The 21,402-nt window shown below is 69.0% G+C and carries 20 protein-coding genes and 1 pseudogene; 14 read left to right on the forward strand and 7 right to left on the reverse strand.

The features are described 5' to 3' along the window. Position 1: 1 nt before the first annotated feature. Complete coding sequence (locus DCD74_RS10510) at positions 2-448, forward strand: GNAT family N-acetyltransferase (protein ID WP_162615987.1); 447 nt, start codon at positions 2-4, stop codon at positions 446-448. 20 nt (positions 449-468) lie between these two features. On the opposite strand, the gene DCD74_RS10515 is transcribed toward DCD74_RS10510, so the two are convergent. Further along, positions 469-1,362 (reverse strand): TolB family protein, encoded by an 894-nt coding sequence (locus tag DCD74_RS10515; RefSeq protein WP_112927269.1) that lies wholly within the window; start codon positions 1,360-1,362, stop codon positions 469-471. A gap of 29 nt (positions 1,363-1,391) precedes the next feature. Here DCD74_RS10515 and aroE point away from each other — a divergent pair, with 29 nt between their 5' ends. Further along, complete coding sequence (aroE, locus tag DCD74_RS10520) at positions 1,392-2,225, forward strand: shikimate dehydrogenase (RefSeq protein ID WP_112927270.1); 834 nt, start codon at positions 1,392-1,394, stop codon at positions 2,223-2,225. Between the two features lie 1,144 nt (positions 2,226-3,369). Here aroE and DCD74_RS10530 read toward each other — a convergent pair. Together DCD74_RS10530 and ltaE are read right to left on the reverse strand one after the other, a co-directional pair. After that, entirely contained in the window at positions 3,370-3,921 is a 552-nt protein-coding gene (locus DCD74_RS10530) for a gamma carbonic anhydrase family protein (protein WP_112927803.1), read from the reverse strand. Between the two features lie 5 nt (positions 3,922-3,926). Next, on the reverse strand, positions 3,927-4,937 hold the full coding sequence (ltaE, locus tag DCD74_RS10535) for a low-specificity L-threonine aldolase (RefSeq protein ID WP_112927272.1): 1,011 nt from the start codon (positions 4,935-4,937) through the stop codon (positions 3,927-3,929). A 38-nt stretch (positions 4,938-4,975) separates the two neighbouring features. Here ltaE and xth point away from each other — a divergent pair. Further along, positions 4,976-5,748 (forward strand): annotated as a pseudogene (xth, locus tag DCD74_RS10540) (exodeoxyribonuclease III). An 88-nt stretch (positions 5,749-5,836) separates the two neighbouring features. Here xth and DCD74_RS10545 read toward each other — a convergent pair. Together DCD74_RS10545 and DCD74_RS10550 are read right to left on the reverse strand one after the other, a co-directional pair. Next, positions 5,837-6,106, reverse strand: coding sequence for a GlsB/YeaQ/YmgE family stress response membrane protein (locus tag DCD74_RS10545; protein ID WP_112927273.1), 270 nt, complete (start codon positions 6,104-6,106; stop codon positions 5,837-5,839). A gap of 165 nt (positions 6,107-6,271) precedes the next feature. Next, entirely contained in the window at positions 6,272-7,678 is a 1,407-nt protein-coding gene (locus DCD74_RS10550; RefSeq protein ID WP_237049595.1) for an AMP-binding protein, read from the reverse strand. 32 nt (positions 7,679-7,710) lie between these two features. On the opposite strand from DCD74_RS10550, the gene DCD74_RS10555 reads away from it, so the two are divergent. From DCD74_RS10555 to rpmG, 10 genes are all read left to right on the forward strand, one after another. Then, positions 7,711-8,298 carry a 4'-phosphopantetheinyl transferase family protein gene (locus tag DCD74_RS10555; protein ID WP_112927275.1) on the forward strand — a complete coding sequence of 196 codons (588 nt, stop codon included), beginning with the start codon at positions 7,711-7,713 and terminating at the stop codon, positions 8,296-8,298. A 2-nt stretch (positions 8,299-8,300) separates the two neighbouring features. Beyond that, a complete protein-coding gene (gene rsmG, locus DCD74_RS10560; protein WP_112927804.1) occupies positions 8,301-8,945 on the forward strand; it encodes a 16S rRNA (guanine(527)-N(7))-methyltransferase RsmG in 645 nt (214 codons plus the stop codon). Positions 8,946-9,023: 78 nt separating this feature from the next. Beyond that, positions 9,024-9,824: a ParA family protein gene (locus tag DCD74_RS10565; RefSeq protein ID WP_112927276.1), complete on the forward strand. Its 801-nt coding sequence runs from the start codon at positions 9,024-9,026 to the stop codon at positions 9,822-9,824. Further along, complete coding sequence (locus DCD74_RS10570; RefSeq protein WP_112927277.1) at positions 9,821-10,741, forward strand: ParB/RepB/Spo0J family partition protein; 921 nt, start codon at positions 9,821-9,823, stop codon at positions 10,739-10,741. The genes DCD74_RS10565 and DCD74_RS10570 overlap by 4 nt, the downstream gene beginning before the upstream one ends. A 16-nt stretch (positions 10,742-10,757) precedes the next feature. Further along, positions 10,758-11,732 carry an NAD-dependent epimerase/dehydratase family protein gene (locus DCD74_RS10575; RefSeq protein WP_112927278.1) on the forward strand — a complete coding sequence of 325 codons (975 nt, stop codon included), beginning with the start codon at positions 10,758-10,760 and terminating at the stop codon, positions 11,730-11,732. Continuing rightward, positions 11,729-12,454, forward strand: a complete 726-nt coding sequence (locus DCD74_RS10580) for a glycosyltransferase family 2 protein (protein WP_112927279.1) — start codon at positions 11,729-11,731, stop codon at positions 12,452-12,454. Before DCD74_RS10575 ends, DCD74_RS10580 begins: the two co-directional genes overlap by 4 nt. Before the next feature lie 53 nt (positions 12,455-12,507). Continuing rightward, positions 12,508-12,831: a lipid-A-disaccharide synthase N-terminal domain-containing protein gene (locus DCD74_RS10585; RefSeq protein WP_112927805.1), complete on the forward strand. Its 324-nt coding sequence runs from the start codon at positions 12,508-12,510 to the stop codon at positions 12,829-12,831. A gap of 60 nt (positions 12,832-12,891) precedes the next feature. Then, positions 12,892-14,697 carry a DUF885 domain-containing protein gene (locus tag DCD74_RS10590; protein WP_112927806.1) on the forward strand — a complete coding sequence of 602 codons (1,806 nt, stop codon included), beginning with the start codon at positions 12,892-12,894 and terminating at the stop codon, positions 14,695-14,697. Positions 14,698-14,904: 207 nt separating this feature from the next. Further along, on the forward strand, positions 14,905-15,141 hold the full coding sequence (gene rpmB / locus DCD74_RS10595) for a 50S ribosomal protein L28 (RefSeq protein ID WP_112927280.1): 237 nt from the start codon (positions 14,905-14,907) through the stop codon (positions 15,139-15,141). Positions 15,142-15,153: 12 nt separating this feature from the next. Further along, positions 15,154-15,318, forward strand: a complete 165-nt coding sequence (gene rpmG, locus DCD74_RS10600) for a 50S ribosomal protein L33 (protein WP_076586027.1) — start codon at positions 15,154-15,156, stop codon at positions 15,316-15,318. A gap of 69 nt (positions 15,319-15,387) precedes the next feature. Here the strand turns inward: rpmG and DCD74_RS10605 are convergent, their stop codons facing one another. Both DCD74_RS10605 and DCD74_RS10610 read right to left on the reverse strand, forming a co-directional pair. After that, a complete protein-coding gene (locus DCD74_RS10605) occupies positions 15,388-16,017 on the reverse strand; it encodes an exonuclease domain-containing protein (RefSeq protein WP_112927281.1) in 630 nt (209 codons plus the stop codon). Further along, the gene (locus tag DCD74_RS10610; protein ID WP_112927282.1) at positions 16,014-17,837 is read right to left on the reverse strand and encodes a DUF294 nucleotidyltransferase-like domain-containing protein; all 1,824 of its coding nucleotides are present in this window, start codon (positions 17,835-17,837) and stop codon (positions 16,014-16,016) included. The genes DCD74_RS10605 and DCD74_RS10610 overlap by 4 nt, the downstream gene beginning before the upstream one ends. Positions 17,838-17,965: 128 nt before the next feature. Here DCD74_RS10610 and DCD74_RS10615 point away from each other — a divergent pair, with 128 nt between their 5' ends. Next, positions 17,966-21,400 carry a hybrid sensor histidine kinase/response regulator gene (locus DCD74_RS10615; RefSeq protein WP_112927283.1) on the forward strand — a complete coding sequence of 1,145 codons (3,435 nt, stop codon included), beginning with the start codon at positions 17,966-17,968 and terminating at the stop codon, positions 21,398-21,400. Positions 21,401-21,402 lie beyond the last annotated feature (2 nt).

A 21,402-nucleotide genomic window follows, 5' to 3' on the forward strand; every position in this document is an offset into this window, starting at 1 on the left:
GGTGGCCGGCCCCTCGCTCGCCATCCGCCATGCCCGCGACGAGGACGCCGGCGCCATCGCCGACCTCTGCGTGCAGCTGGGCTACGCCGCGACCGCCGACGAAATCGCATCACGCCTGCGCAAGCTGTTGGCGATGCCGACCCAGGCGGTGTTCGTCGCCTGCGACGAGGACGACAGCGTGCGTGGCTACATCGCCACCGAACAGCGCCTGCTGCTGGAATCCGGCGCGCACGTGGAGATCGTCGGCTTGGCGGTGGATGCGGCGCATCGTCGTGGCGGTGCCGGCCGCGCATTGCTGACCGCCGCCGAATCCTGGGCCTACCGTCGTGGCGTCAGCCGCCTGCGCGTGCGCTCCAACGTGCTGCGCGAGGAAGCGCACGCCTTCTACCCCGGCATGGGCTACGCGCTGGACAAGACCCAGCACTGCTATCTGCGCGACCTGGCCTGAGCCGCGCGGCCCAACTCAATTCAGAGGCAGCCGTCCTTGCCCTGCGTGCGCGGGATGGCCAGCCGGTAGAGGTCGCGACCGCCGACCTTCAGCTCCGGCGATGAACCCGAGACCAGCATCTCCTTCGGCTTGGACCAGTCGAGCGTCGGCGACAGCGTCCAGCCGTCCTCAGCGTTGAACGCCAGCGGGAACGGCCCGCGCGTCACGTAGCGCTGGCCGTCACATTCGGCCAGGAACAGGCGGATCGGCCGTTCGTTGCCGTCTTCCGACTGCGCGTAAACGAGGGCGCGACCGTGGTCGAGCCAGGCCGCATCGAACTCATCCTTGCCGGTGTTGATGCCGGGCAGGGGCTTGGGGTCGATGAAGGCGCGGCCGTCCCAGCGCGCGACGTAGAGATCCTGTCTGCCGGCGCCCCCGGCGCGGTCGCTGGAGAACATCAGGCGGGTGCCGTCGAAGGAAGGCGTCGCTGCCCATTCGTCGCCGGCACCATTCACGGCCGGGCCCAGGTTCTTCGCCGGGCCGTAGCTGCCGTCGGCGCGCACTTCGGCGCGGTAGAGATCGTCGCTGCCATAGCCGCCGGGGCGGCTGGAGAAGAAGTAGAGCCAGCGGCCATCGGCGCTGAACATCGGGTCGAAGTCCTTGGCCGTGGTGTTGAGCGGCAGCGGGCGGGCGTCCTGCCAGCGGCCATCGCGCAGATCGGCCTGCCACAGGTCCCAGCCGCCGGGGCCGCCGCCACGGTCCGGGCTGCCCCAGACGATGCGCTGGCCGTCGGGCCGCACGCTGCCGCGGATCTCGCTGCTGGCGGTGGACACCACGCCGCGCCCTTCGATGCCGAACGCGGCCAATGCCCACGCGCCCCCGGCCACGCAGGCGAGTGCAAGGGCGGCGACGAGCGGTCGGGCGGGCTTGGCCATGGCGGTTCCGGGCTGGGTACGATGGGCCCATGTGCATCCCGCATTACGCCGTGCTGGGCCACCCGGTCACGCATTCACTGTCGCCGCGCATCCACGCCGCGTTTGGCCGGCAGTGCGGGATCGCGGTGACCTATCTGGCGCTCGACACAGCGGAACAGGGATTGGCGGCGACGCTTGCGCGCTTCGTCCAGGCCGGCGGCTTGGGCGCGAACGTCACGGTGCCGGACAAGGCGGAGGCGGCGCTGCTTTGCCAGTCGCTGAGCCATCGTGCGCGCCGCGCCGGTGTCGCCAACACGCTGAGTTTCCGCGACGGCCATTGGCAGGGCGACAACACCGACGGCAGCGGCCTGGTGCGCGATCTGCGCGACCGCCGCGGCCTGGACCTGCATGGCAGGCGGGTGTTGCTGCTCGGCGCGGGCGGTGCGGCGCATGGTGTGGCTCCGGCGCTGCTGGAAGCCGGCATCGAGCAGCTGGTGATCGCCAACCGCACGCGCACCCGTGCCTACGATCTGCTGGACCGGCTGCAGGAACCCGATCGCACCCGCGCCTGCACGCTGCGCGAAGTGGCGGCGATGGGCGATTTCGATCTCATCGTGCAGGCCACCTCGGCGGGGCACGAGGGCATCCTGCCGACGCTGCCGGATCTGGTGCCGGGCCCGGACACGGTCTGCATCGACCTCAATTACGGGCGCGCGGCGCTGGCGTTCATCGCGTGGGCGCACCAGCATGGCTGCCAGCAGGCGTTCGATGGCCTTGGGATGCTGGTGGAACAGGCCGCCGACGCCTTCGAGATCTGGCACGGCGTGCGCCCGGACACCGCGCCGGTCTACGCGCAGCTGCGGATGTCCGCCGGGCGCGCGTGATGGATTGCCGCGCCGGCTGCGGTGCGTGTTGCATCGCGCCTTCCATCACTTCGCCGTTGCCGGGCATGCCGCATGGCAAGCCGGCCGGGATCCCGTGCGTGAATCTGGATGACGACTTTCGATGTCGCGTCTTCGGTGATCCGTCGCGCCCGGCGTTCTGCGCTTCGCTCAAACCGCATGGGTCGATGTGTGGAGAGTCGCGTGGGGAGGCGATGGCGATTCTCGATGCGTTGGAGCGGGCGACGCGGCCTTAGGTGGCGGGATTGGATGTGATCGCGATGAAAGGCGGCGCTTCGTTTCCGGTCACGGATCGGGGGCCTCGTCGCCGCTGAGGCTTCGTAGCCGGCGTCGATTGTGGGGAATGGGCTTTTTCGCTGCTTGAGGTGATGCTTCGCTACCGGTCGCGGGTCGGGGCCCCTCCGTCGCCGCTCAGGCTCCGCATCCGGCTCCGATTCGCGGGCGCGCGCCATCCATGGCGCGCTCGCCGGAGGGGCCCCGACCCACGACCTGCTTTGAAGTGATCTGAGGGAATGTGGGACCCAGCACTTGTTTGGTGCTGCGTCCGTTCCGTTTCAATTGGTGATTGAGCGCGCACGAAGATGTGTTGTGGTTACAGGCATATACCGGTCGCGGATGCGGAGAGGTGCAGCTCCATCGAGAAGCCTTGATGGCGTGCTACCGGAGAGACCCCGACCCACGACCTGTTAGATACATTCTGAAAGAGCAGTGCTCACCACGTTGCATACCTTCGCGCGGATCCAACCTAATCCGCAGATGAAGCTCCGCGAAGAAGCGGCATTACTACCGATGCACAAATGTGAGGGGCGCGGAGCAGGGCTGGTCCATCGAGCGCGCCATGGATGGCGCGCGCCCGCGAATCGGAACTGGATGCGGAGCCTGAGCGGCGAAGGACCAGCCCTGCTCCGTGGCCCGGATCGAAGGCGCCAAGCTTTCGCTCAAAATCAAAATCGCCACGTTTTCGAGCTCAACGCCGAAGGCGCCAGGCCTTCACTCAAAAATCAAAAATCGCCACGCTTTCGCGCGCAACATCGAAGGTGCCAATCCTTCACTCAAGAATCGAAACCGCCACGCCTCCACACCAACGCCCCAAGCTGGCACGCATCACACACCGGAAGCCGCGCCCTCAACCCGCGCGCCGCTTCCCGGTCAGGTACTCGTCCTTCAACTTCACGTAGTGACCGGCCGAATAGAACAGCGCCTCGATCTCCGCATCACTCAGTCTGCGCGCGAACTTCGCCGGGCTGCCCAGCCACATCTCGCCCTCGCCCATCACCTTGCCGGGCGTCAGCAGCGAACCGGCGCCGAGGAAACCGTGCCGCTGGATCACCGCGCCATCCAGCACCGTCGAACCCATGCCTACCAGGCACGCGTCGTCGATGCGACACGCATGCACGATCGCCTTGTGCCCGATCGTCACATCCGCGCCGATCACCGTGGCGAAACCACCGAGCTTGGCGTGCGGCCCATCGTGGCTGACGTGGATCACCGTGCCGTCCTGCACGTTGGTGCGCGCGCCGATACGGACGAAATTGACATCGCCACGGATCACCGTGAACGGCCAGACCGAGACATCGTCGCCCAGCACCACGTCACCGATGACGCGCGCGGATTCATCGACGTACACGCGTTCGCCGAGTTTAGGAAGTTGATCGAGGTAGGGGCGGACGTTGTGCATGCGGATCACTTGAAGGATTGGAAGGCGTGGATGGCGCGGTCGATGCCGGCGTCGTCGATGTCGAGATGCGTCACCAGCCGCACCTGCGGCAGGTAACCGATGGAGGCGCGGATGCCGTGCGCGTCGAGGTGCGCGGCCAGGGGCTTGAGGCGTTCCGGCGCGACTTCGATGAACACCATGTTGGTGTGCTGCGCATGCACGCTGATCGCGGGCGTATCGCGCAATCCGGTTGCGAGACGTTCGGCGCGGGCGTGATCGTCGGCCAGCCGCGCGACGTGATGATCGAGCGCATGCAGTCCCGCCGCCGCAAGGATGCCGGCCTGCCGCAACCCGCCGCCGCAGACCTTGCGCCAGCGTCGCGCGTGGTCGATGAGCACCGTGGAGCCGGCCAGCACCGAACCTGCCGGTGCGCCGAGCCCCTTCGACAGGCAGACCGACACCGAATCGAAGTGCCGCGCGATCCCGCCGGCCGCCACGTTCGATGCCACCGCCGCGTTGAACAGGCGTGCGCCGTCGAGATGCAGGGCCAGCCCGCGTCGATCGCACAGTGCCCGCGCATCCTTGAGATAGGCCATCGGCAACACGCGCCCCATCCAGGTGTTTTCCAGACACAGCAGCCGGGTGCGCGCGAAATGCGGATCGACCGGCTTGATCGCGCGTTCCACCGCACCGAGATCCAGCGTGCCGTCATCGGCCTGCGGAATCGGCTGCGGCTGGATGGAGCCGAGCACGGCCGCGCCGCCGCCTTCGTATTTGTAGGTATGTGCCTCCATGCCGACGATGTATTCGTCGCCACGCGCGCAGTGCGCCATCAACGCGACAAGGTTGGCCTGCGTGCCGGTGGGACACCACAGCGCGGCCTCGAAACCGAGATCGGCGGCGATGCGCTGCTGCAGCGCGATGACCGTCGGGTCTTCGCCGTAGACGTCGTCGCCGACTTCCGCATGCGCCATCGCCTCGCGCATGGCCGGGGTCGGGCGGGTGACGGTATCGCTGCGCAGGTCGACGGTGTCCATGCGGGCATGATGCCATCGCGCTTGCGTACACTCATGACATGAAAATCGCCAGCTGGAACGTCAACTCGCTCAACGTGCGCCTGCCGCACCTGCTGCAATGGCTGGAGGCGTTCGCGCCCGATGTCGTCGGCCTGCAGGAAACCAAGCTGGAAGATGCGAAGTTCCCCGAAGCCGCGCTGCGCGAGGCCGGCTACGAGATCGCCTTCGCCGGGCAGAAGACCTACAACGGCGTCGCGCTGCTGGCCAAGCGCGGGGAGTTGGAGGATGTGCAGCGCGGCATTCCAGGTTTTGATGACGAGCAGCGACGCGTCATCGCCGCGACGGTCGATGGTGTGTGCGCATCGTCAACCTGTACGTGGTGAACGGGCAGGACATCGGCACCGACAAATACGCCTACAAACTGCGCTGGCTCGATGCCGTGCACGGCTGGCTGGCGGAAGACATCAAGCGCTGGCCGAAGATGGTGGTGATGGGCGACTTCAACATCGCGCCCGACGACCGCGATGTCAACGATCCCGCGGTGTGGAACGACGACCACATCCTCACCTCTACCGCCGAGCGCGATGCGCTGAAGCGCCTGCAGTCGCTCGGCCTGCACGATGCGTTCCGGCTGAAGCATGACGATGCCGGCGTGTTCAGCTGGTGGGACTACCGGCAGGCCAGGTTCCGCCGCAACCTCGGGCTGCGCATCGACCTCAACCTGGTATCGGATGCATTGAAGGCGCAGGTGGTCGATGCCGGCATCGATCGCGAGCCGCGCACCTGGGAGCGCCCGAGCGACCACGCGCCGGCGTGGGTGTCGCTGGGCTGAGGCGGCGACCGAAGCGGCATCGAAAAAACATCGTGCAAAAAACAAGGCCCGGGATGACCGGGCCTTGTGGTGTCGCGGGGCTTGCGGCTTAGCGCGCGCGACCGCGGGTGAACAGGTTGACGATGGCGAGCAGGATCACCGCGCCGATCAGCGAGGCCAGCAGGCCCATGATGCTGAAGTCACCGGTGTTGGCGGTGCCCGAGCCCAGCAGCGGGGCGATCAGGAAGCCGCCGAGGAACGAACCGACGATGCCGACGATGATGTTCAGGAGGATGCCCTGCTGACCGTCGCGCTTCATGATGATGCTGGCCAGCCAGCCGATGATGCCGCCGATGATCAGCCAAATGATGAGGTTCATGATTGTCTCCAAGCAGGTGGAAGGGATCTGAAGAAAACCCCTGTCGTTGGGGGCGAGTCGAGTGTGCTGAGCGATCCGTGACGGACACGTCACGAAAAACAAGCGAATTCGCAACATCTTCAGAAAGTTGCGCGGCGCGTGAAATGCCGCGGCGCGAAAGCGTGTTCAGGTGCGCGCGAGCAGGGCGAGCAATGCGGCGCGCGGCAGTTTGCCGGTGTCGTTGCGCGGCAATGCATCGATGCGCACGATGCGGCGAGGTAGGAAAACCGGGTCGCTTGCTTCGCGCAGGGCGGCGAGGATCGTGGCGTCGTCGAGCGATGCGGGCGCACTGACGAAAGCGATCAGGCGACGCACGCCGCCGGTTTCGGCATCGGCATCGAGCTGCAGCATCGCCGCATCGCGCACACCGGGGATCTGTTGCAGGCGGCGCGTCAGGTCGCCGAGCGAGGCGCGTTTGCCGGCGATTTCCAGCAGGTCGGCCTGCCGGCCACGCAGCAGGAAGCCACGTCCGTCATCGACATGTTCGAGCAGGTCGGCGAGCAGCACCGGCGCGGCGAGCGATGCGCGTTCGACATGGGTGCCATCGGTGTGCGGGTGCAGGGTGACATCGTCATAGAGATGCCAGGCCTCCTCGCGTGCAGTGCGGCGTTGGGCGATGACGCAGGTTTCGGTGGCGCCGAACAGTTCGCGCACCTCGCAGGCGAAACGCGCTTCGGCGGCACGCGCGAGTTCCACCGGCAACGGCGCGGTGGCGGTGACGATGGCGGCGAGTGCGGACAGTTCAACGCCGCCTTCGAGCAAGGCACGCAGATGTACCGGCGTGGTCACCAACAGGCGCGGCGCGGGCGCTTGGTCCAACGCACGGGCGACATCGGCGGGAAAGAACGGCCGGCCCGGATGCACGGCGAACGGTCCGCGCAAGGGCATCAGCACCGACATCTCCATGCCGTACATGTGCTGCGGCGGCACGGTGGCGACGATCGACGCCCGCGCGCCTTCGAACAGGTCGGCGAGCGCGCGCAGGTTGGCGGCATTGGTATGCGCCAGCGCGCCCCAGGTCTTGGGGTTGGCCGAGGGCGTGCCGGTGGAGCCGGAGGTGAAGCCGATCATCGCCAGCCGGTCGGCGGGGATGCGCCAGTCGTGCGATGCGTCGTCGGTGGCGGCATCGACACCCCCGTCTTCCACGCGCACATCGCAGGGCAGCGCGGCTTCGGCATCGCCGATGCGATAGCAGCCGGGGTGCCGCATCGCCACTTCATCCACCACGCCCGGTGCGCGCGACGGCGGCAGCAGGGTGACCTGGCCACGCAGCAGCGCCGCGCAGAAGCCGGTGATGAAATGGTCGCGGCGTTCGCACAGGTTGAGCGCGAAGGGCGCGTCGGGCAGGCGCGCGGCGAGGATTTCGACGCGGGTGCGGAAGGCGGCGCGGGTCAGCGCATCGGGGCCACAGAACAGCAGGTCGGCGTCATCGCCGGTGATGATCGACACCGCATCGGTATCCGCTGTCTGTTCCTGCCCGTGCGACGACATCCGCGCCCCGTTGCTGCCCGTGGAGCGCGCAGCTTGGCGCATTTCCGCAGGCATCGCACGCTAGGCTAGTGACGATGACGCCCCGCCACACCTTGCTGCCGCTGCCCGACCGCGCCGATGCAGAACGCCTCGCGCGTGGCTGGTTGGCGCAGCAGTGGGAGGTCGATGCGGCCGCGTTGCCCTTGCATCGCGATGCGCGTGGCCGGCCGCGCTTGACCGCGCCGATGCAGGATGTCGATGCCGGCTGGAGCCACAGCGGCGGTCATCTGCTGGTGGCCTGCGGCGAAGGCCTGCGGCTGGGCTGCGATCTTGAAGCGGTCCGCCCGCGACCGAATGCGCTTGCGCTGGCGAAGCGGTTTTTCCATGCGGAAGAACACGCGTGGCTCGCCGGCTTGCCCGAGGCCGGCATCGTGCCTGCCTTCCTGCGCCTGTGGTGCGCGAAGGAGGCGGTGCTGAAGGCGCATGGCCACGGGCTGTCGTTCGGGATGGAGCGGCTGCGCTTCGCCGAGATCGACGGTGCCCTGCGCCTGGTGGACTGCGATGCGCCGTTGGGCAATCCACGCGGCTGGACGCTACAGGAATGGGTGCCGATGCCGGGCTTCATCGCCGCGCTGGCGTGGCATGCCCTGCCCGCGCCGGAAAGCGGCGCTGCGATACTGTGAGCATGACGACATCGACCCTGCCTGACGGCATCGAACCCCTGCTGCGCGACGGCCTGGACCAGCTCGGGCTGGATCCCGATGCGCTGAGCGCCCCGCTGCTGGCCTATCTCGCCCTGCTGCTGCGCTGGAACGCCACCTACAACCTGACCGCGATCCGCGACCCTCGCGAAATGGTGACCAAGCACCTGCTCGATTCGCTGGCGATGGCGCCCTTCGTGCCCGATGCGCCGCTGGCCGACCTCGGTACCGGGCCGGGATTGCCCGGCATCCCGTTGGCGATCGCGCGGCCCGGCTGCACCGTGACCCTGGTCGAGTCCAACGGCAAGAAGGCGCGTTTCCTGCGCGAGGCGGTGCGCACGCTCAAGCTGCCGAATGCGCGCGTGGCCGAAAGCCGCGCGGAAAACCTCGACGAACCCGGCGCCTACACGGTGATCACCGCGCGCGCGCTGGCCACGCTGGACCGGATCATCGAAGTCGGCGGCCACCTGCTTGCGCCCGAAGGCCGGATGCTGGCGATGAAGGCGGAAACCGTGGCCGAAGAGGCCGCGCAACTGCCCACGGGCTGGCGGCTGGAGGGCGTGCATGCGCTCAGCGTGCCGGGGCTGGCGGCGACGCGGCAATTGGCGGTGGTGACCCGCGCCCGGTGAAGCCCGGCCCGCGCGGGCATAATGACCCACCCTGCCGCCGGCCGCGCCGGCGCGGACCCTCGACCGGAACCTGAGCTCATGGCGCGAGTCATCGCGGTTGCCAACCAGAAAGGCGGCGTCGGCAAGACCACCACCGCGGTCAACCTCGCCGCGGCGCTGGCGCGCACGCCCAAGCGCGTGTTGCTGGTCGACCTGGACTCGCAGGGCAACGCGACCATGGGCAGCGGCATCGACAAGCGCGAGGTCGCGCACTCCACCTGCGACGTGCTGCTGGAGGAGGTGGATGCCAAGGCCGCCATCGTCCGCAGCGAGGAAGGCTTCGACCTGATGCCCGGCAACACCGACCTCACCGCCGCGGAAATCGCGCTGATGGACGAGGCGGGGCGCGAACAACGCCTGAAGCGCGCCGTCGACGGCCTGCGCGGCGACTACGACTTCATCGTCATCGACTGCCCGCCGGCGCTGTCGTTGCTGACGCTCAATGCACTCACCGCCGCCGATTCCGTGCTGGTGCCGATGCAGTGCGAGTACTACGCGCTGGAAGGCCTGACCGCGCTGCTGCAGACCATCGACGCGCTCAAGCAGAAGCTCAACCCGGCGCTGGAGATCGAAGGCGTGCTGCGCACCATGTTCGACGTGCGCAACAACCTGGCCAACGCGGTCTCGGCGGAACTGGTGCAGCACTTCGGCGACCAGGTGTTCCGCACCATCATCCCGCGCAACGTGCGGGTGGCCGAGGCGCCGAGCCACGGCCAGAGCATCATCGGCTACGACCGCGCCTCGCGTGGCGGCGTGGCCTACCTCGGGCTGGCTGGCGAAGTGCTGCGCCGCGAGCGCGAACGCGGACAGGCGAAACAGGCACGGGAGGACGCGGCATGACCGCAGGCAAGAACACAGGGAAGGCGCCCGCGAAGAAGCGCGGGCTGGGTCGCGGGCTGGAAGCGCTGCTCGGGCCGTCGGTGGCGGCGCCGGCGCTGGAAGCGCAGCCGGGCGACACCCTGAAACGCCTGCCGGTCAAGCAGCTGCAGCCGGGCAAGTACCAGCCGCGCCGGACCATGGACGACGCCAAGCTGGCCGAGCTGGCCGAATCCATCAAGGCGCAGGGCGTGGTGCAGCCGGTGGTGGTGCGCCAGCTGGCCAAGGACAAGTACGAGATCGTGGCCGGCGAACGCCGCTGGCGCGCGACCCAGCTGGCCGGGCTGATCGAGATCCCCGCCGTCATCCGCCAGCTCGACGACCGCACCGTGGTCGCGATGGCGCTGATCGAGAACATCCAGCGCGAGGACCTGAACCCGCTGGAGGAAGCGCAGGCGCTGCAGCGCCTGATCGACGAATTCGACCTGACCCACGCGCAGGCCGCGGAAGCGGTGGGCCGTTCGCGCGCGGCGGTGTCCAACCTGCTGCGCCTGCTGGAACTGCCGGACGAGATCCGCGCGCTGGTGCAGACCCGCGCCATCGAGATGGGCCATGCCCGCGCGCTGCTGTCGCTGGGCACGCAGGCGGCGATCGCGCTGGCCCGGCAGGCCGCGGCGGAGGGCTGGAGCGTGCGCGAGGTGGAACACCGCGTGCAGCAACTCGCCGCCGGCAAGGTGGCCGAGGCGCCGAAGAAGCGCGCCGGCAACGGCAAGGGCGCGCCGTCGGCGGACATCGCCTCGCTGGAGAACGAACTCTCCGAACTGCTGGCCAGCAAGGTCGCGGTGCAGCATGGCCGCGGCGGGCGCGGCAAGCTGGTGATCCATTACGGCTCGCTCGAGGCGCTCGACGGCGTGCTGGACCGGCTGCGCAAGCCGGCCTGACGCCGGCGCCACGCGCATGAGCCATTCACCCGTCCTGGTCAGCGGCGCTGCCGGTTTCATCGGCGCGCACGTGATGCAGGCGCTGGCCGCGCGCGGCGACCGCGTGGTCGGCTTCGACAACTTCAACGACTACTACGATCCGCGGCTCAAGCGTGACCGCATCGCCGCGCTGTGCCCGGATGCCGACATCCGCACGCTGGACCTGGCCGACCGCGCTGGTCTCGAAGCGCTGTTCGACGAAGTGCAGCCGGCGCGCGTCATCCACCTCGCCGCGCAGGCCGGCGTGCGCTATTCGCTGCAGAACCCGCACGCCTACGTCGACAGCAACCTGGCCGGCTTCGTCAACATGCTGGAATGCGCCCGCCATCGCGGCATCACGCATCTGGTCTATGCCAGTTCGTCGTCGGTGTATGGCGATTCGGCCACGCCGCCGTTCTCCGAAGACCAGCGCATCGACCAGCCGCGCTCGCTGTATGCGGCGACCAAGGCGGCCAACGAACTCATCGCCCACAGCTACGCGCATCTCTACGGCCTGCGTGCCACCGGCCTGCGCTTCTTCACCGTCTACGGGCCGTGGGGCCGGCCGGACATGGCGCCGCTGCTGTTCTCGCGCGCGGTGCTGGCGGGCCGGCCCATCGAGGTGTTCAACGAAGGCCGGATGCGCCGCGACTTCACCCACATCGGCGACATCGTGGCCGGCGTGCTGGGCGCGCTGGATGCACCGGCCGATGCCACGTCGCCGCATCGTGTCTTCAATCTCGGCAACCACACACCGGTGGAACTGGAGCATTTCATCGACGTGATCGAACAGGCCGCCGGCCGTCGCGCCGAGCGCGTCTACAAGCCGATGCAGCCCGGCGACATGGTCGAGACGATGGCCGACACCCGCCGCGCGCGCGAGGCGTTCGGCTTCGAGCCGACCACGCCGATTGAACGCGGCCTGCCGCCAGTGGTCGAATGGTGCAGCGGATATTTCGGAGATCGCGCATGAGCGATGCGCCCCAGCTGTCGGTCGTGGTGCCGGTCTACAACGAGGAAGACAACGTCGCGCCGCTGGTCGGCGAGGTCGTCGCCGCGCTGCGCGGCGTCATCCCGTTCGAGATCGTCTACGTCGATGACCTGTCGAAGGACGCCACGCTCGAACGCCTGCGCGCGCTGAAGGCGACGACGCCGGAACTGCGCGTGGTCCGCCACCTGTCCAACAGCGGGCAGAGCACGGCGATCCGCACCGGGATCAAGGCCGCGCGCGCGCCGTGGATCGCCACGCTCGATGGCGACGGCCAGAACGATCCGGCCGACATCCCCGGGCTGCTGGCGCAGCGTGCTTCCGCATCGCCGGACACCAAGCTGTTCGCCGGCTGGCGCGTCAACCGGCAGGATTCCGGCAGCAAGCGCTGGGCCTCGAAATGGGCCAACGCGATCCGTTCGCGCATGCTGCGCGACGCCACGCCCGACACCGGCTGCGGCATCAAGCTGATCGAGCGCGAAGCGTTCCTCGACCTGCCGTACTTCGACCACATGCACCGCTACCTGCCCGCGCTGATGCAGCGCGCCGGCTGGAAGACCGTGAGCGTGCCGGTCAACCACCGCCATCGCAGCAGCGGCGTGTCGAAGTACAACAACCTCAACCGGGCGCTGGTCGGCATCCGCGACCTGCGCGGCGTGGCGTGGCTGATCACGCGCAACCGCCGCACCGGCACCGAGGAAGTCTGATGTCGCTGCTGATCGCGCTTGCACAGGCCGCGCCGGAAGCCGCGCGCGGCGTCATGGACGCGCCGATCCGCTGGCTGGAATGGACCGGCATCCACATGTCGCCGTGGAAGCTGATCGGCTGGGTCGGCGCGCTGATGTTCGGTGGCCGCTGGCTGGTGCAGTTCATCGCCAGCAAGCGTGCGAAAAAGCCGGTGATCCCGCGCCTGTTCTGGTACATGAGCATCGTCGGCAGCCTGATGACGCTCAGCTACTTCATCTTCGGCAAGAACGATTCGGTCGGCATCCTGCAGAACCTGTTCCCGACCTTCACCGCGCTCTACAGCCTGCATCTCGACATCCGCCATCGCGGCTGGAAGCGCGACCGCGCGGCGCACTGAGCGGCGCGGGCGGTTAGCATCGACATCACCCTGTTCCGAGTGATGTGGATGCCGATGTCGATGCCGATCAAGCCGCTTGCCCTCGCCTGCCTGTTCGCGCTGTCGCCGATGCTGGCGCCCGGCGTGCAGGCGCAGTCGCCCGCCCCATCCACCGCGGCCACTGCGCGCGCGTCGAACCCGACCGATGCGAAGTTCCGCGCGATCTACGAACGCGAATGGGCGTGGCGCCAGCAGCAGGCCGGCGGCGCGGGTGAGGAAGACAGCGCCTCGCCGCAGCTCAAGCTGCCCGATGTCTCGCCCGAGGCGCAGGCCGCGCGGCTCACGATGTGGGAAGGCGTGCTGCGCGCGCTTGATGGCATCGACCCGGCCAAGCTGTCGCCGGCCGAACGCATCAACTACCAGGTCTATCGCCCGCAGGTGGAGGACCTGGCCGCCGAAGTGCGTTTCCGCGACTACGAGATGCCGTTCAACGCGGACTCCTCGTTCTGGTCGTGGCTGGGCTTCATGGGCCAGCAGTCGCTGACGACGCCCGCGCAGTACCGCGCCTACATCGCCATGCTCGACGACGTGCCGCACTACTTCGACCAGCAGACCGCCAACATGCGCGCCGGCCTGGCGCGCGGTTTCAGCGTGCCGCGCGCGACGCTCGCCGGCCGCGACGCGTCGATCGCGCAGGTCGCGGAGTTGAAGGAGGCGGAGAAGGCGGCGCTGTACGGCCCGTTCCTGCGGATGCCGGCGACGATTCCTGCCACCGAGCAGGCGGCCCTGCGCGCCGAGGCCAGGCGTGCGATCAACGGCTCGGTGATTCCGGCCTACGCGAAGCTGCTCGCCTTCTTCCGTGACGAATACATGCCGAAGGCGCGCGCCACGCTCGCTGCCGAATCGATGCCCGACGGCGCGGCTTGGTACCGCCAGCAGATCCGCCACTACACGACGCTCGATCTGCCGCCGGAGGCGATCCACCAGATCGGCCTGAAGGAGGTGGCGTCGATCCGCGCCGAGATGGAGGCGATCATCGACCAGGTCGGTTTCACCGGCCGCTCGAAGGAAACCCGCTTCCAGAACTTCCTTGCCTTCCTGCGCACCGACCCGCGCTTCTACGCGAAGACGCCGCAGGCCCTGCTCGACCGCGCCGCGTGGATCTCCAAGCGGGTCGATGGCGAGGTCGGCAAGATCATCGGCAAGCTGCCGCGCGGGCGCTTCGCCATCGTCGAGGTGCCGCCGGACATCGCGCCGTTCTGGACCGCCGGCCGTGGTGGTGCCAGCACCTATTGGCTCAACACCTACGACCTGCCCTCGCGCCCGCTCTACAACCTGCCGGCGCTGACCCTGCACGAATCCTCGCCCGGGCACTCGCTGCAGGGCTCGCTGGTGATGGAGATGGGCGAGGTGCCCGGCTTCCGCAGGGAATACATCAGCGCCTACGGCGAGGGCTGGGGCCTGTATTCGGAGTGGCTGGGCAAGGAGATGGGCATCTACGAGACGCCCTACGAGGATTTCGGGCGGCTGACCTATGCGATGTGGCGGGCCTGCCGGCTGGTCATCGACACCGGTATCCACCACAAGGGCTGGACCCGCGACCAGGCCATCGCCTACCTGCGCGACAACACCGCGCTCTCCCGGCACGAAGTGACGACCGAGGTCGACCGCTACATCAGCTGGCCGGCGCAGGCGCTCTCCTACAAGCTGGGCGAGCTGGCGATCATGAAGCTGCGCCGCGAAGCCGAGGCCGAACTGGGCCCGAAATTCGACGTCCGTGCCTTCCACGACGCCGTGCTGGCGCCGGGCTCGGTGCCGCTGCCGGTGCTGGAGGCGGAGGTCCGCGCCTGGATCGCCCGCGCCAAGGCGGCCCCGGCCAAGGGCTGAGCCCGGCCCCGGCCGATCCGCCGGGTTGCCAGCGCCGCCTTCTTAGGGCATCATGCCCGGCTCCCTGCGTCCGCCATCCGGCGGGCCGAGCCGGCAGCGCGATCCCGGCCCGCAGGTTATCGCCCGCATCGCGCGGCAGCCGCAAGGCCGCCGGGGCCGCCGCCGTCCGGGCTATGGACGGCATCCACGGACACAAGAGAGGTGCTCATGTCCCGCCAATGCCAAGTGACCGGCAAGCGTACCGTGACGGGTAACAACGTCTCGCACGCGATGAACAAGACCCGCCGCCGTTTCATGCCCAATCTCCACGAACGCCGCTTCTGGGTGGCTTCCGAGAACCGCTGGGTGAAGCTGCGCGTTTCCACCAAGGCCCTGCGCACCATCGACAAGAACGGCATCGACGCCGTCCTCGCCGACCTCCGTGCCCGTGGCGAAAAGATCTAAGGAGTCCCGACCATGCCGTCCAAGCGCGACAAGATCCGCCTGATTTCCTCGGAAGGAACGGGTCACTTCTACACCACCGACAAGAACAAGAAGAACACGCCCGGCAAGATGGAGATGAAGAAGTACGATCCCGTCGTCCGCAAGCACGTGATCTACAAGGAAGGCAAGATCAAGTAAGCCTTCCGCTTGTTGGAGCCGCAGAAACCCGCCGCGAGGCGGGTTTTTGTTTGCCTGCCGGCGGCGCGCTCAGCCGGTGGTGGCTGGCCAGCCCAAGCGCTCGAACGCCAGCCAGCACGCGCCCACCGTGGCCGCATCCCCCAGGGCCGTATGCCGACCCATGACCGGCACGCCGAGGCGGTCGCAGAGGTGGACGAAGTCGAGCTCCGGCGGCGCGTCCGGCGCCTGTCGCCGCTGCGCCCGCGCGATCTCGTCGGCCAGGTCGATGCGCGGGTTGGGCAGCGGGAAGCCGGCGACCGCGCGCGCATGCGGCGCGAGCATGTCCAGGTCGAAGCCGAGGTGGTAGCCCAGCAGCGTGCGCGGCCCCAGCCATGCCAGGAATTCGCGCACGGCGGTGGTGACCGAGGCGCCATCCGCCGCCTCGTCCGGGGTGATGCGGTGGTGGCGGATCGATTCGATGCCGAACGCGCGGTCCGGGCGGATCCGCCGCTCGAAGCGCTCCGACAGCCGCACCTGCCCCGCACGCACCGGCACCGCCGCGAGGCTGAGGATGTGGTCGCTGGCCGGGTCCAGGCCGGTGGTTTCCAGATCCAGGCTGACCCACTCGTCCGCCGGAGCGGGCGCAAGCAGCGCCGCCCACGCGCCTTCGCCATGGCGTCGGCGCCACCACCAGCGCTGCAGCGGGCCGGCGCCGTTCATTCGACCAGGTGGAAGACGTGCTTGAGGTGTTGGCGGAAATCCTTCGCCACCCGCAACGCATCGCGCAGCAGTTCGCGGTCGAGCCGGCGCAGCGCATCGGCGTGGATGAAGTTTTCGGGCGCGCGGTCGGCGTCGAGCGCGGCCAGTTGCGCATCCAGCCGCAGCCGCTGGAACACCGCGAGCGCCTGCGGCAGGTCGCGGCCGAGATCGTGGGGGAGATGCCCGGCTTCGGCCAGCGCCGCGCAGCGCGCGAAGCTGTTGCGCTCACGGACGCCATGTTTCAGCGCCAAACAGCGCAGCCCATGTACCACCGGGAACACGCCGCCCTTCTTGATGTCGGTGCCGTGGTCGTCGCCGCGCACCTGGCCGAACAGCGTCAGCGGCGTATCGAAGGGCAGGATGGCCGCCGCCAGCTGGTTGAGCAGACGGTCGTCGCCGCCCAGTTCGGCCAGCGATGCCGCGACCGGCGCGAACAAAGCCGGATTGCCGGCCACCGGTCGCGCGTCGAGCGCGATGGCCAGGTCCAGCGCCGCCTCGGGCGAATGCAGCCAGCGCCACTCGCCGATCCGCGTGCGCCACGCGCTTTCATCCATGCGCCAGGCCGGATTGCGCGCCATCACCCCGCCCGGGCACGGCGGGTAGCCGACCTCGCCCAGGGCATCGCCGAACCGCTGCATCGCCTCGTCCAGACCCGGCCAGTCCAGCCCGTCGGCGACGATCAGCGCGTTGTCCTGGTCGGTCTTGAGCAGCTGTTCGCTGCGGCCTTCGCTTCCCATTACCAGCAGGCACAGGCGGTCGTGGAATTCGGGCGGCACCACCTGTTCGAACAGGCGCTGGATGATGCGGCTGTTGAGCGCGCTGACCAGCTCCATCAGCGTGGCGATGCGGGCGCCCTGCGCATGCAGGGTGCGGATGAGGCGGTCCATGCCGCGCGCGGCGTCGGCGATCTCGGCCGGGGTGCGGGCGCGCGACAACCGCAGGCTGATCAGGTGCGAGTGGCTGGCGTAATGCGACAGCACTTCGGCCATGCCGAGGGTGCCGATGACCGCTTCGCCCTCGCGCACCACCACGCGTTCCACCTGGCGCTCGGTCATCACCACCAGCGCCTGGAACAGCACGTCTTCGCGGCGCACGCCGATCAGCGGGCGATGCGCGAGCGGGCCGACCGCATCCGAAGGCGCGCGGCCTTCCAGCGTCAACGCTTCCAGCAGGTCGGTGCGGGTGACGATGCCGGGGCCGTCGAACGCCGCGTCATCGACCAGCAGACAATCGACCCGTTTTTCCCGCAGCAGGCGCGAGGCGGCATCGATGCCGGCGTTGGCGTCGATGCGCTCGGCGGGCGCGAGCTGGGCGTCGCCGACCTGGGTGATCATCAGTTCGGCGAGTTCGGAATCACGGCCGCGGTTGCGGTTGGCCAGCTGGCCCTTGGCCGAGAGGCCTTCGTTGAAGTAGGCGCGGAAGGCGGGATGGGCGTCGATGAGCGCGCGGAACAGATCGGCGGGGATGAGGAACAGCAGCGCGTCGCTTTCCGCGCGGTAGCTGTGGCGCGCGCGCCCGGCCATCACCGCCCAGGCGCCGAAGACATCGCCCGGACCATAGTCGCCGAAGCGCCGCTCGTGGCCGGCGGCATCCAGCTCGAAGGCCTGGATGCGGCCCTTCAGCACCACCACCGCGTGCGGCGAGGGCTTGCCCGCCTCGATCAGGAGATCGCCGGCGCGGTGGAAGGCGAGGTCGACGCCGGCCGCCAGCCGCGCGCGTCCGGCATCGTCGAGCAGGTCGAACGGCGGGATCGTCAGATCAAGGCCGGGGACGCTGTCCATCGCAATGACTCACGGGAATCCATTGGCATTCTGGCACCGGCGCATCGCCATCACCCTTCGACTTTCGGCGGGTCCGGCCCTGCGTGCCTGCCGCGTACACTCCGGCCATCACCCCATCGCCCACCACGATGATCCCGAGCTGGACGCTGCTGCTGATCTCGGCCTTGTACGTGGCGCTGCTGTTCGCGGTGGCGACCTGGGGCGAGCGCAGCGCGATGCCGGCGCGGCTCAGGCGCCTGCGTCCGGCGATCTATGCGCTGGCGCTGGCGGTGTACTGCTCGTCGTGGACGTTCTATGGCACGGTGGGCACGGCGGCGCGGACCGGCTGGGGCTTCCTGCCGATCTATCTCGGTCCGGTGCTGTTGCTGGTGTTCGGCTGGCGCATCCTGGAACGGCTGATCCTGATCAGCGACGAACACCGCATCGTCTCCATCGCCGACTTCCTGTCGTCGCGCTATGGCCGCGTGCCCGGACTCGCCGCGCTGGTGGCAGTGCTGGCGCTGGTCGCGGCGGTGCCCTACGTCAGCCTGCAGTACAAGGCGGTGGCGATGAGCGTGGGCGTGCTGGCCGGCACGCCGGTCGCCGGCAACGAGGTGCTGGCCGATCCCGCGCTGTATGTCGCGCTGGCCTTGGCGCTGTTCGCCATCCTGTTCGGTACCCGCCGCACCGATGCCACCGAGCACCATCGCGGCATGGTGCTGGCGGTCGCGCTGGAATCGCTGCTGAAGCTGCTGGCCTTCGTCGCGGTCGGGCTGTTCGCGCTCTGGCACCTGCCGGGCGAAGACGTGCTGCCCGTTCGCGTGGCGGAAGCGGCGCGCAGCATGGCGGCCAAGCCGGTGCCGGGCGGCGTGCTGGCGCAGACCTTGATCGCCTTCCTCGCCATCGTCTGCCTGCCGCGCCAGTTCCATGTCGCGGTGGTGGAGTGCGAGGACGTGCGCGACCTGCGCGTGGCGCGCTGGCTGTTCGGTGGCTACCTGCTGCTGTTCTCGCTGCTGGTGCTGCCGCTCAGCCTGACCGGCAGCGCCCTGTTCGCCGGCAGCGCCGTGTCGCCCGACAGCTATGTGCTGGCGATGCCGATGCATTTCGGCCAGGACTGGCTGGCATTGGCCGCCTATCTGGGCGGGTTTTCCGCCGCCACCGGCATGGTGATCATGGCCAGCATCGCGCTGGCGACGATGGTCAGCAACGATCTGGTGATGCCGGTGCTGCTGCGCCTGCGTGGCAGTCGCGCGGCACGTGTCGCCATCGACCAGCAGGTGCTGTGGGTGCGTCGCGGCACCATCATCGCGCTCGCCCTGATGGCCTTCGCCTACCACCGCGCGGTACGTGGCCACGGCAGTCTGGCCGAATACGGATTGCTGGCCTTCGCCGCCGTCGCCCAGTTCGCCCCGGCGCTGATCGGCGGCCTGTTCTGGCGCGGCGCCAGCCGGCAGGGCGCGCTGGCCGGTACCAGCATCGGCGCGCTGCTCTGGGCCTACACCTTGTTCCTGCCCTCGCTGGTGCACAGCGGCTGGCTCGAACTGGGCGACTGGCAACGCCATGGCCCGTTCGGCATCGGCTGGCTCAAGCCCGAGCAGCTGTTCGGGATGCAGGGCTGGGATGCGCTGACCCATGGCGTGTTCTGGTCGCTGCTGGTCAACGTGTCGGTGTTCGTATGGGTGTCGATGCGGCGGCGGCCGCGCCTCCGCGAACACCTGATGGCGACATCGTTCCTCGATCCCTATGCGCAGCGCACCTCGCTCGAAGCCGGCGGCCATGCCGGCAACCTGCGCATCGGCGATCTCATCGCGCTGGCCGAACGCATCGTGGGCGAACGCAGCGCGCAACGCGCCTTCGACGAACTCCGCGCGGAGACCGGCCAGCCGCTGCCGCCGGATGCCTTCGCCGACCGCGGCCTGATCCAGTTCACCGAACGCCTGATGGCCTCGGCGATCGGTGCCGACTCCGCCCGCCTCACGCTCACCAGCGCGCTGCGCGGCTCCGGCATGGAGCTGGGCGAAGTGGTGCACCTGCTCGACCAGGCCGGCCAGGAACTGCGCTTCAACCGGCAGATGCTGCTGACCACGCTGGAGAACATCGCGCAGGGCGTGAGCGTGGTCGATGCCGACATGCGGCTGGTGACCTGGAACCGCCCCTACCAGGCGATGTTCGGCTACCCGGATTCGATGCTCTATGTCGGCCGCCCGGTCGCCGACCTGATCGGCTGGAATGCCGAACGCGGCGAGATGGGATCGGGCGATGTGGCCTCGCAGATCGAGCGCCGCCTCGCGCATCTGCGCGCCGGCACGCCGCATGTGTTCGAGCGCGTGCGTGCCAACGGCCAGGTGATCGAGATGCGCGGCCAGCCGCTGCCCGATGGCGGCTACGTCACCACCTACAGCGACGTCACCGCCTACAAGCAGGTGGAACGCGCGCTGATCGAATCAAACGAAACGCTGGAGCAGCGCGTCGAGGCACGCACCCGCGAGGCCGAGGCCGCGCAGCAGTCCAAGAGCCGCTTCCTCGCCGCCGTCGGCCATGACCTGCTGCAGCCGCTGAACGCCGCGCGGCTGTTCACCAGCGCGATGCGCGAGGTGGATGAGGAAGCGGAAGTCCGCCGGCTCGGTGAACGCGTCGATGCGTCCCTGCGGGCCGCCGAAGACCTGCTCGACGGCCTGCTCGACATCTCCCGGCTCGATGCCAATGAACTGAAGCCGGAGATCGCCCCCTTCGATGCCGGCGACCTGCTGCGCGAACTCGCCGCGCAGTACGCGCCGATCGCGCAGAAGCGCGGCCTCGCATTGCGCGTGCATGCCGCGCCCGGCACCGTGGTGATGAGCGACCGCCGTCTGCTGCGTCGCGCGTTGCAGAACTTCATCGCCAATGCCATGCGCTACACCCGCGAGGGCGGCGTGCTGCTGGCCGCGCGCAGGCGCGGCGATGACGTGCTGCTGCAGGTCTGGGACAGTGGCGTCGGCATCCCGTCGCATCACCTCGGGCAGATCTTCGAGGAGTTCCGCCGCTTCGCCCAGCCCGGCCAGGGCGAACGCGGGCTGGGGCTGGGCCTGTCGATCTGCCAGCGCATCGCGCGCACGCTCGACCACCGGCTTGAAGTGCATTCGCGGGTCGGCCACGGCAGCGTGTTCGCCATCTCGGTGCCGCGCGGCGTGGCGGCGCGTGTCGAACCGGTGGCGCAGGCGATGGTGATGGATGACGGCCTGGCCGGCCTGCGCGTGCTCTGCATCGACAACGATCCGGACATCCTCGACGGCATGCGCGCGCTGCTGCGGCGCTGGCAGGTCGATGTGCGCGTGGCCAGCGATGTCGATGGCGCCCTGGCGGCGCTCGCGGCGATGGCGCCGCAGGTCCTGCTGGTCGATTTCCACCTGCATGACCGGCTGGATGGCCTTGGCCTCATCGATGCCCTGCGCGAAGCCGCGGGCCGCGTGTTGCCGGCGGCGCTGCTCACCGGCGACGGCAGCGACGACGTCCTGCACGGCGCGCGTGCGCGTGGATGCGTGGTGTTGACCAAGCCGGTGCGGCCGGCGCGGTTGCGCGCCTTCCTCGCCGCGCAGCACGGCTGAAC

The sequence above is a fragment of the Lysobacter oculi genome, from assembly GCF_003293695.1.
In the GTDB taxonomy this organism is placed as follows: domain Bacteria; phylum Pseudomonadota; class Gammaproteobacteria; order Xanthomonadales; family Xanthomonadaceae; genus Solilutibacter; species Solilutibacter oculi.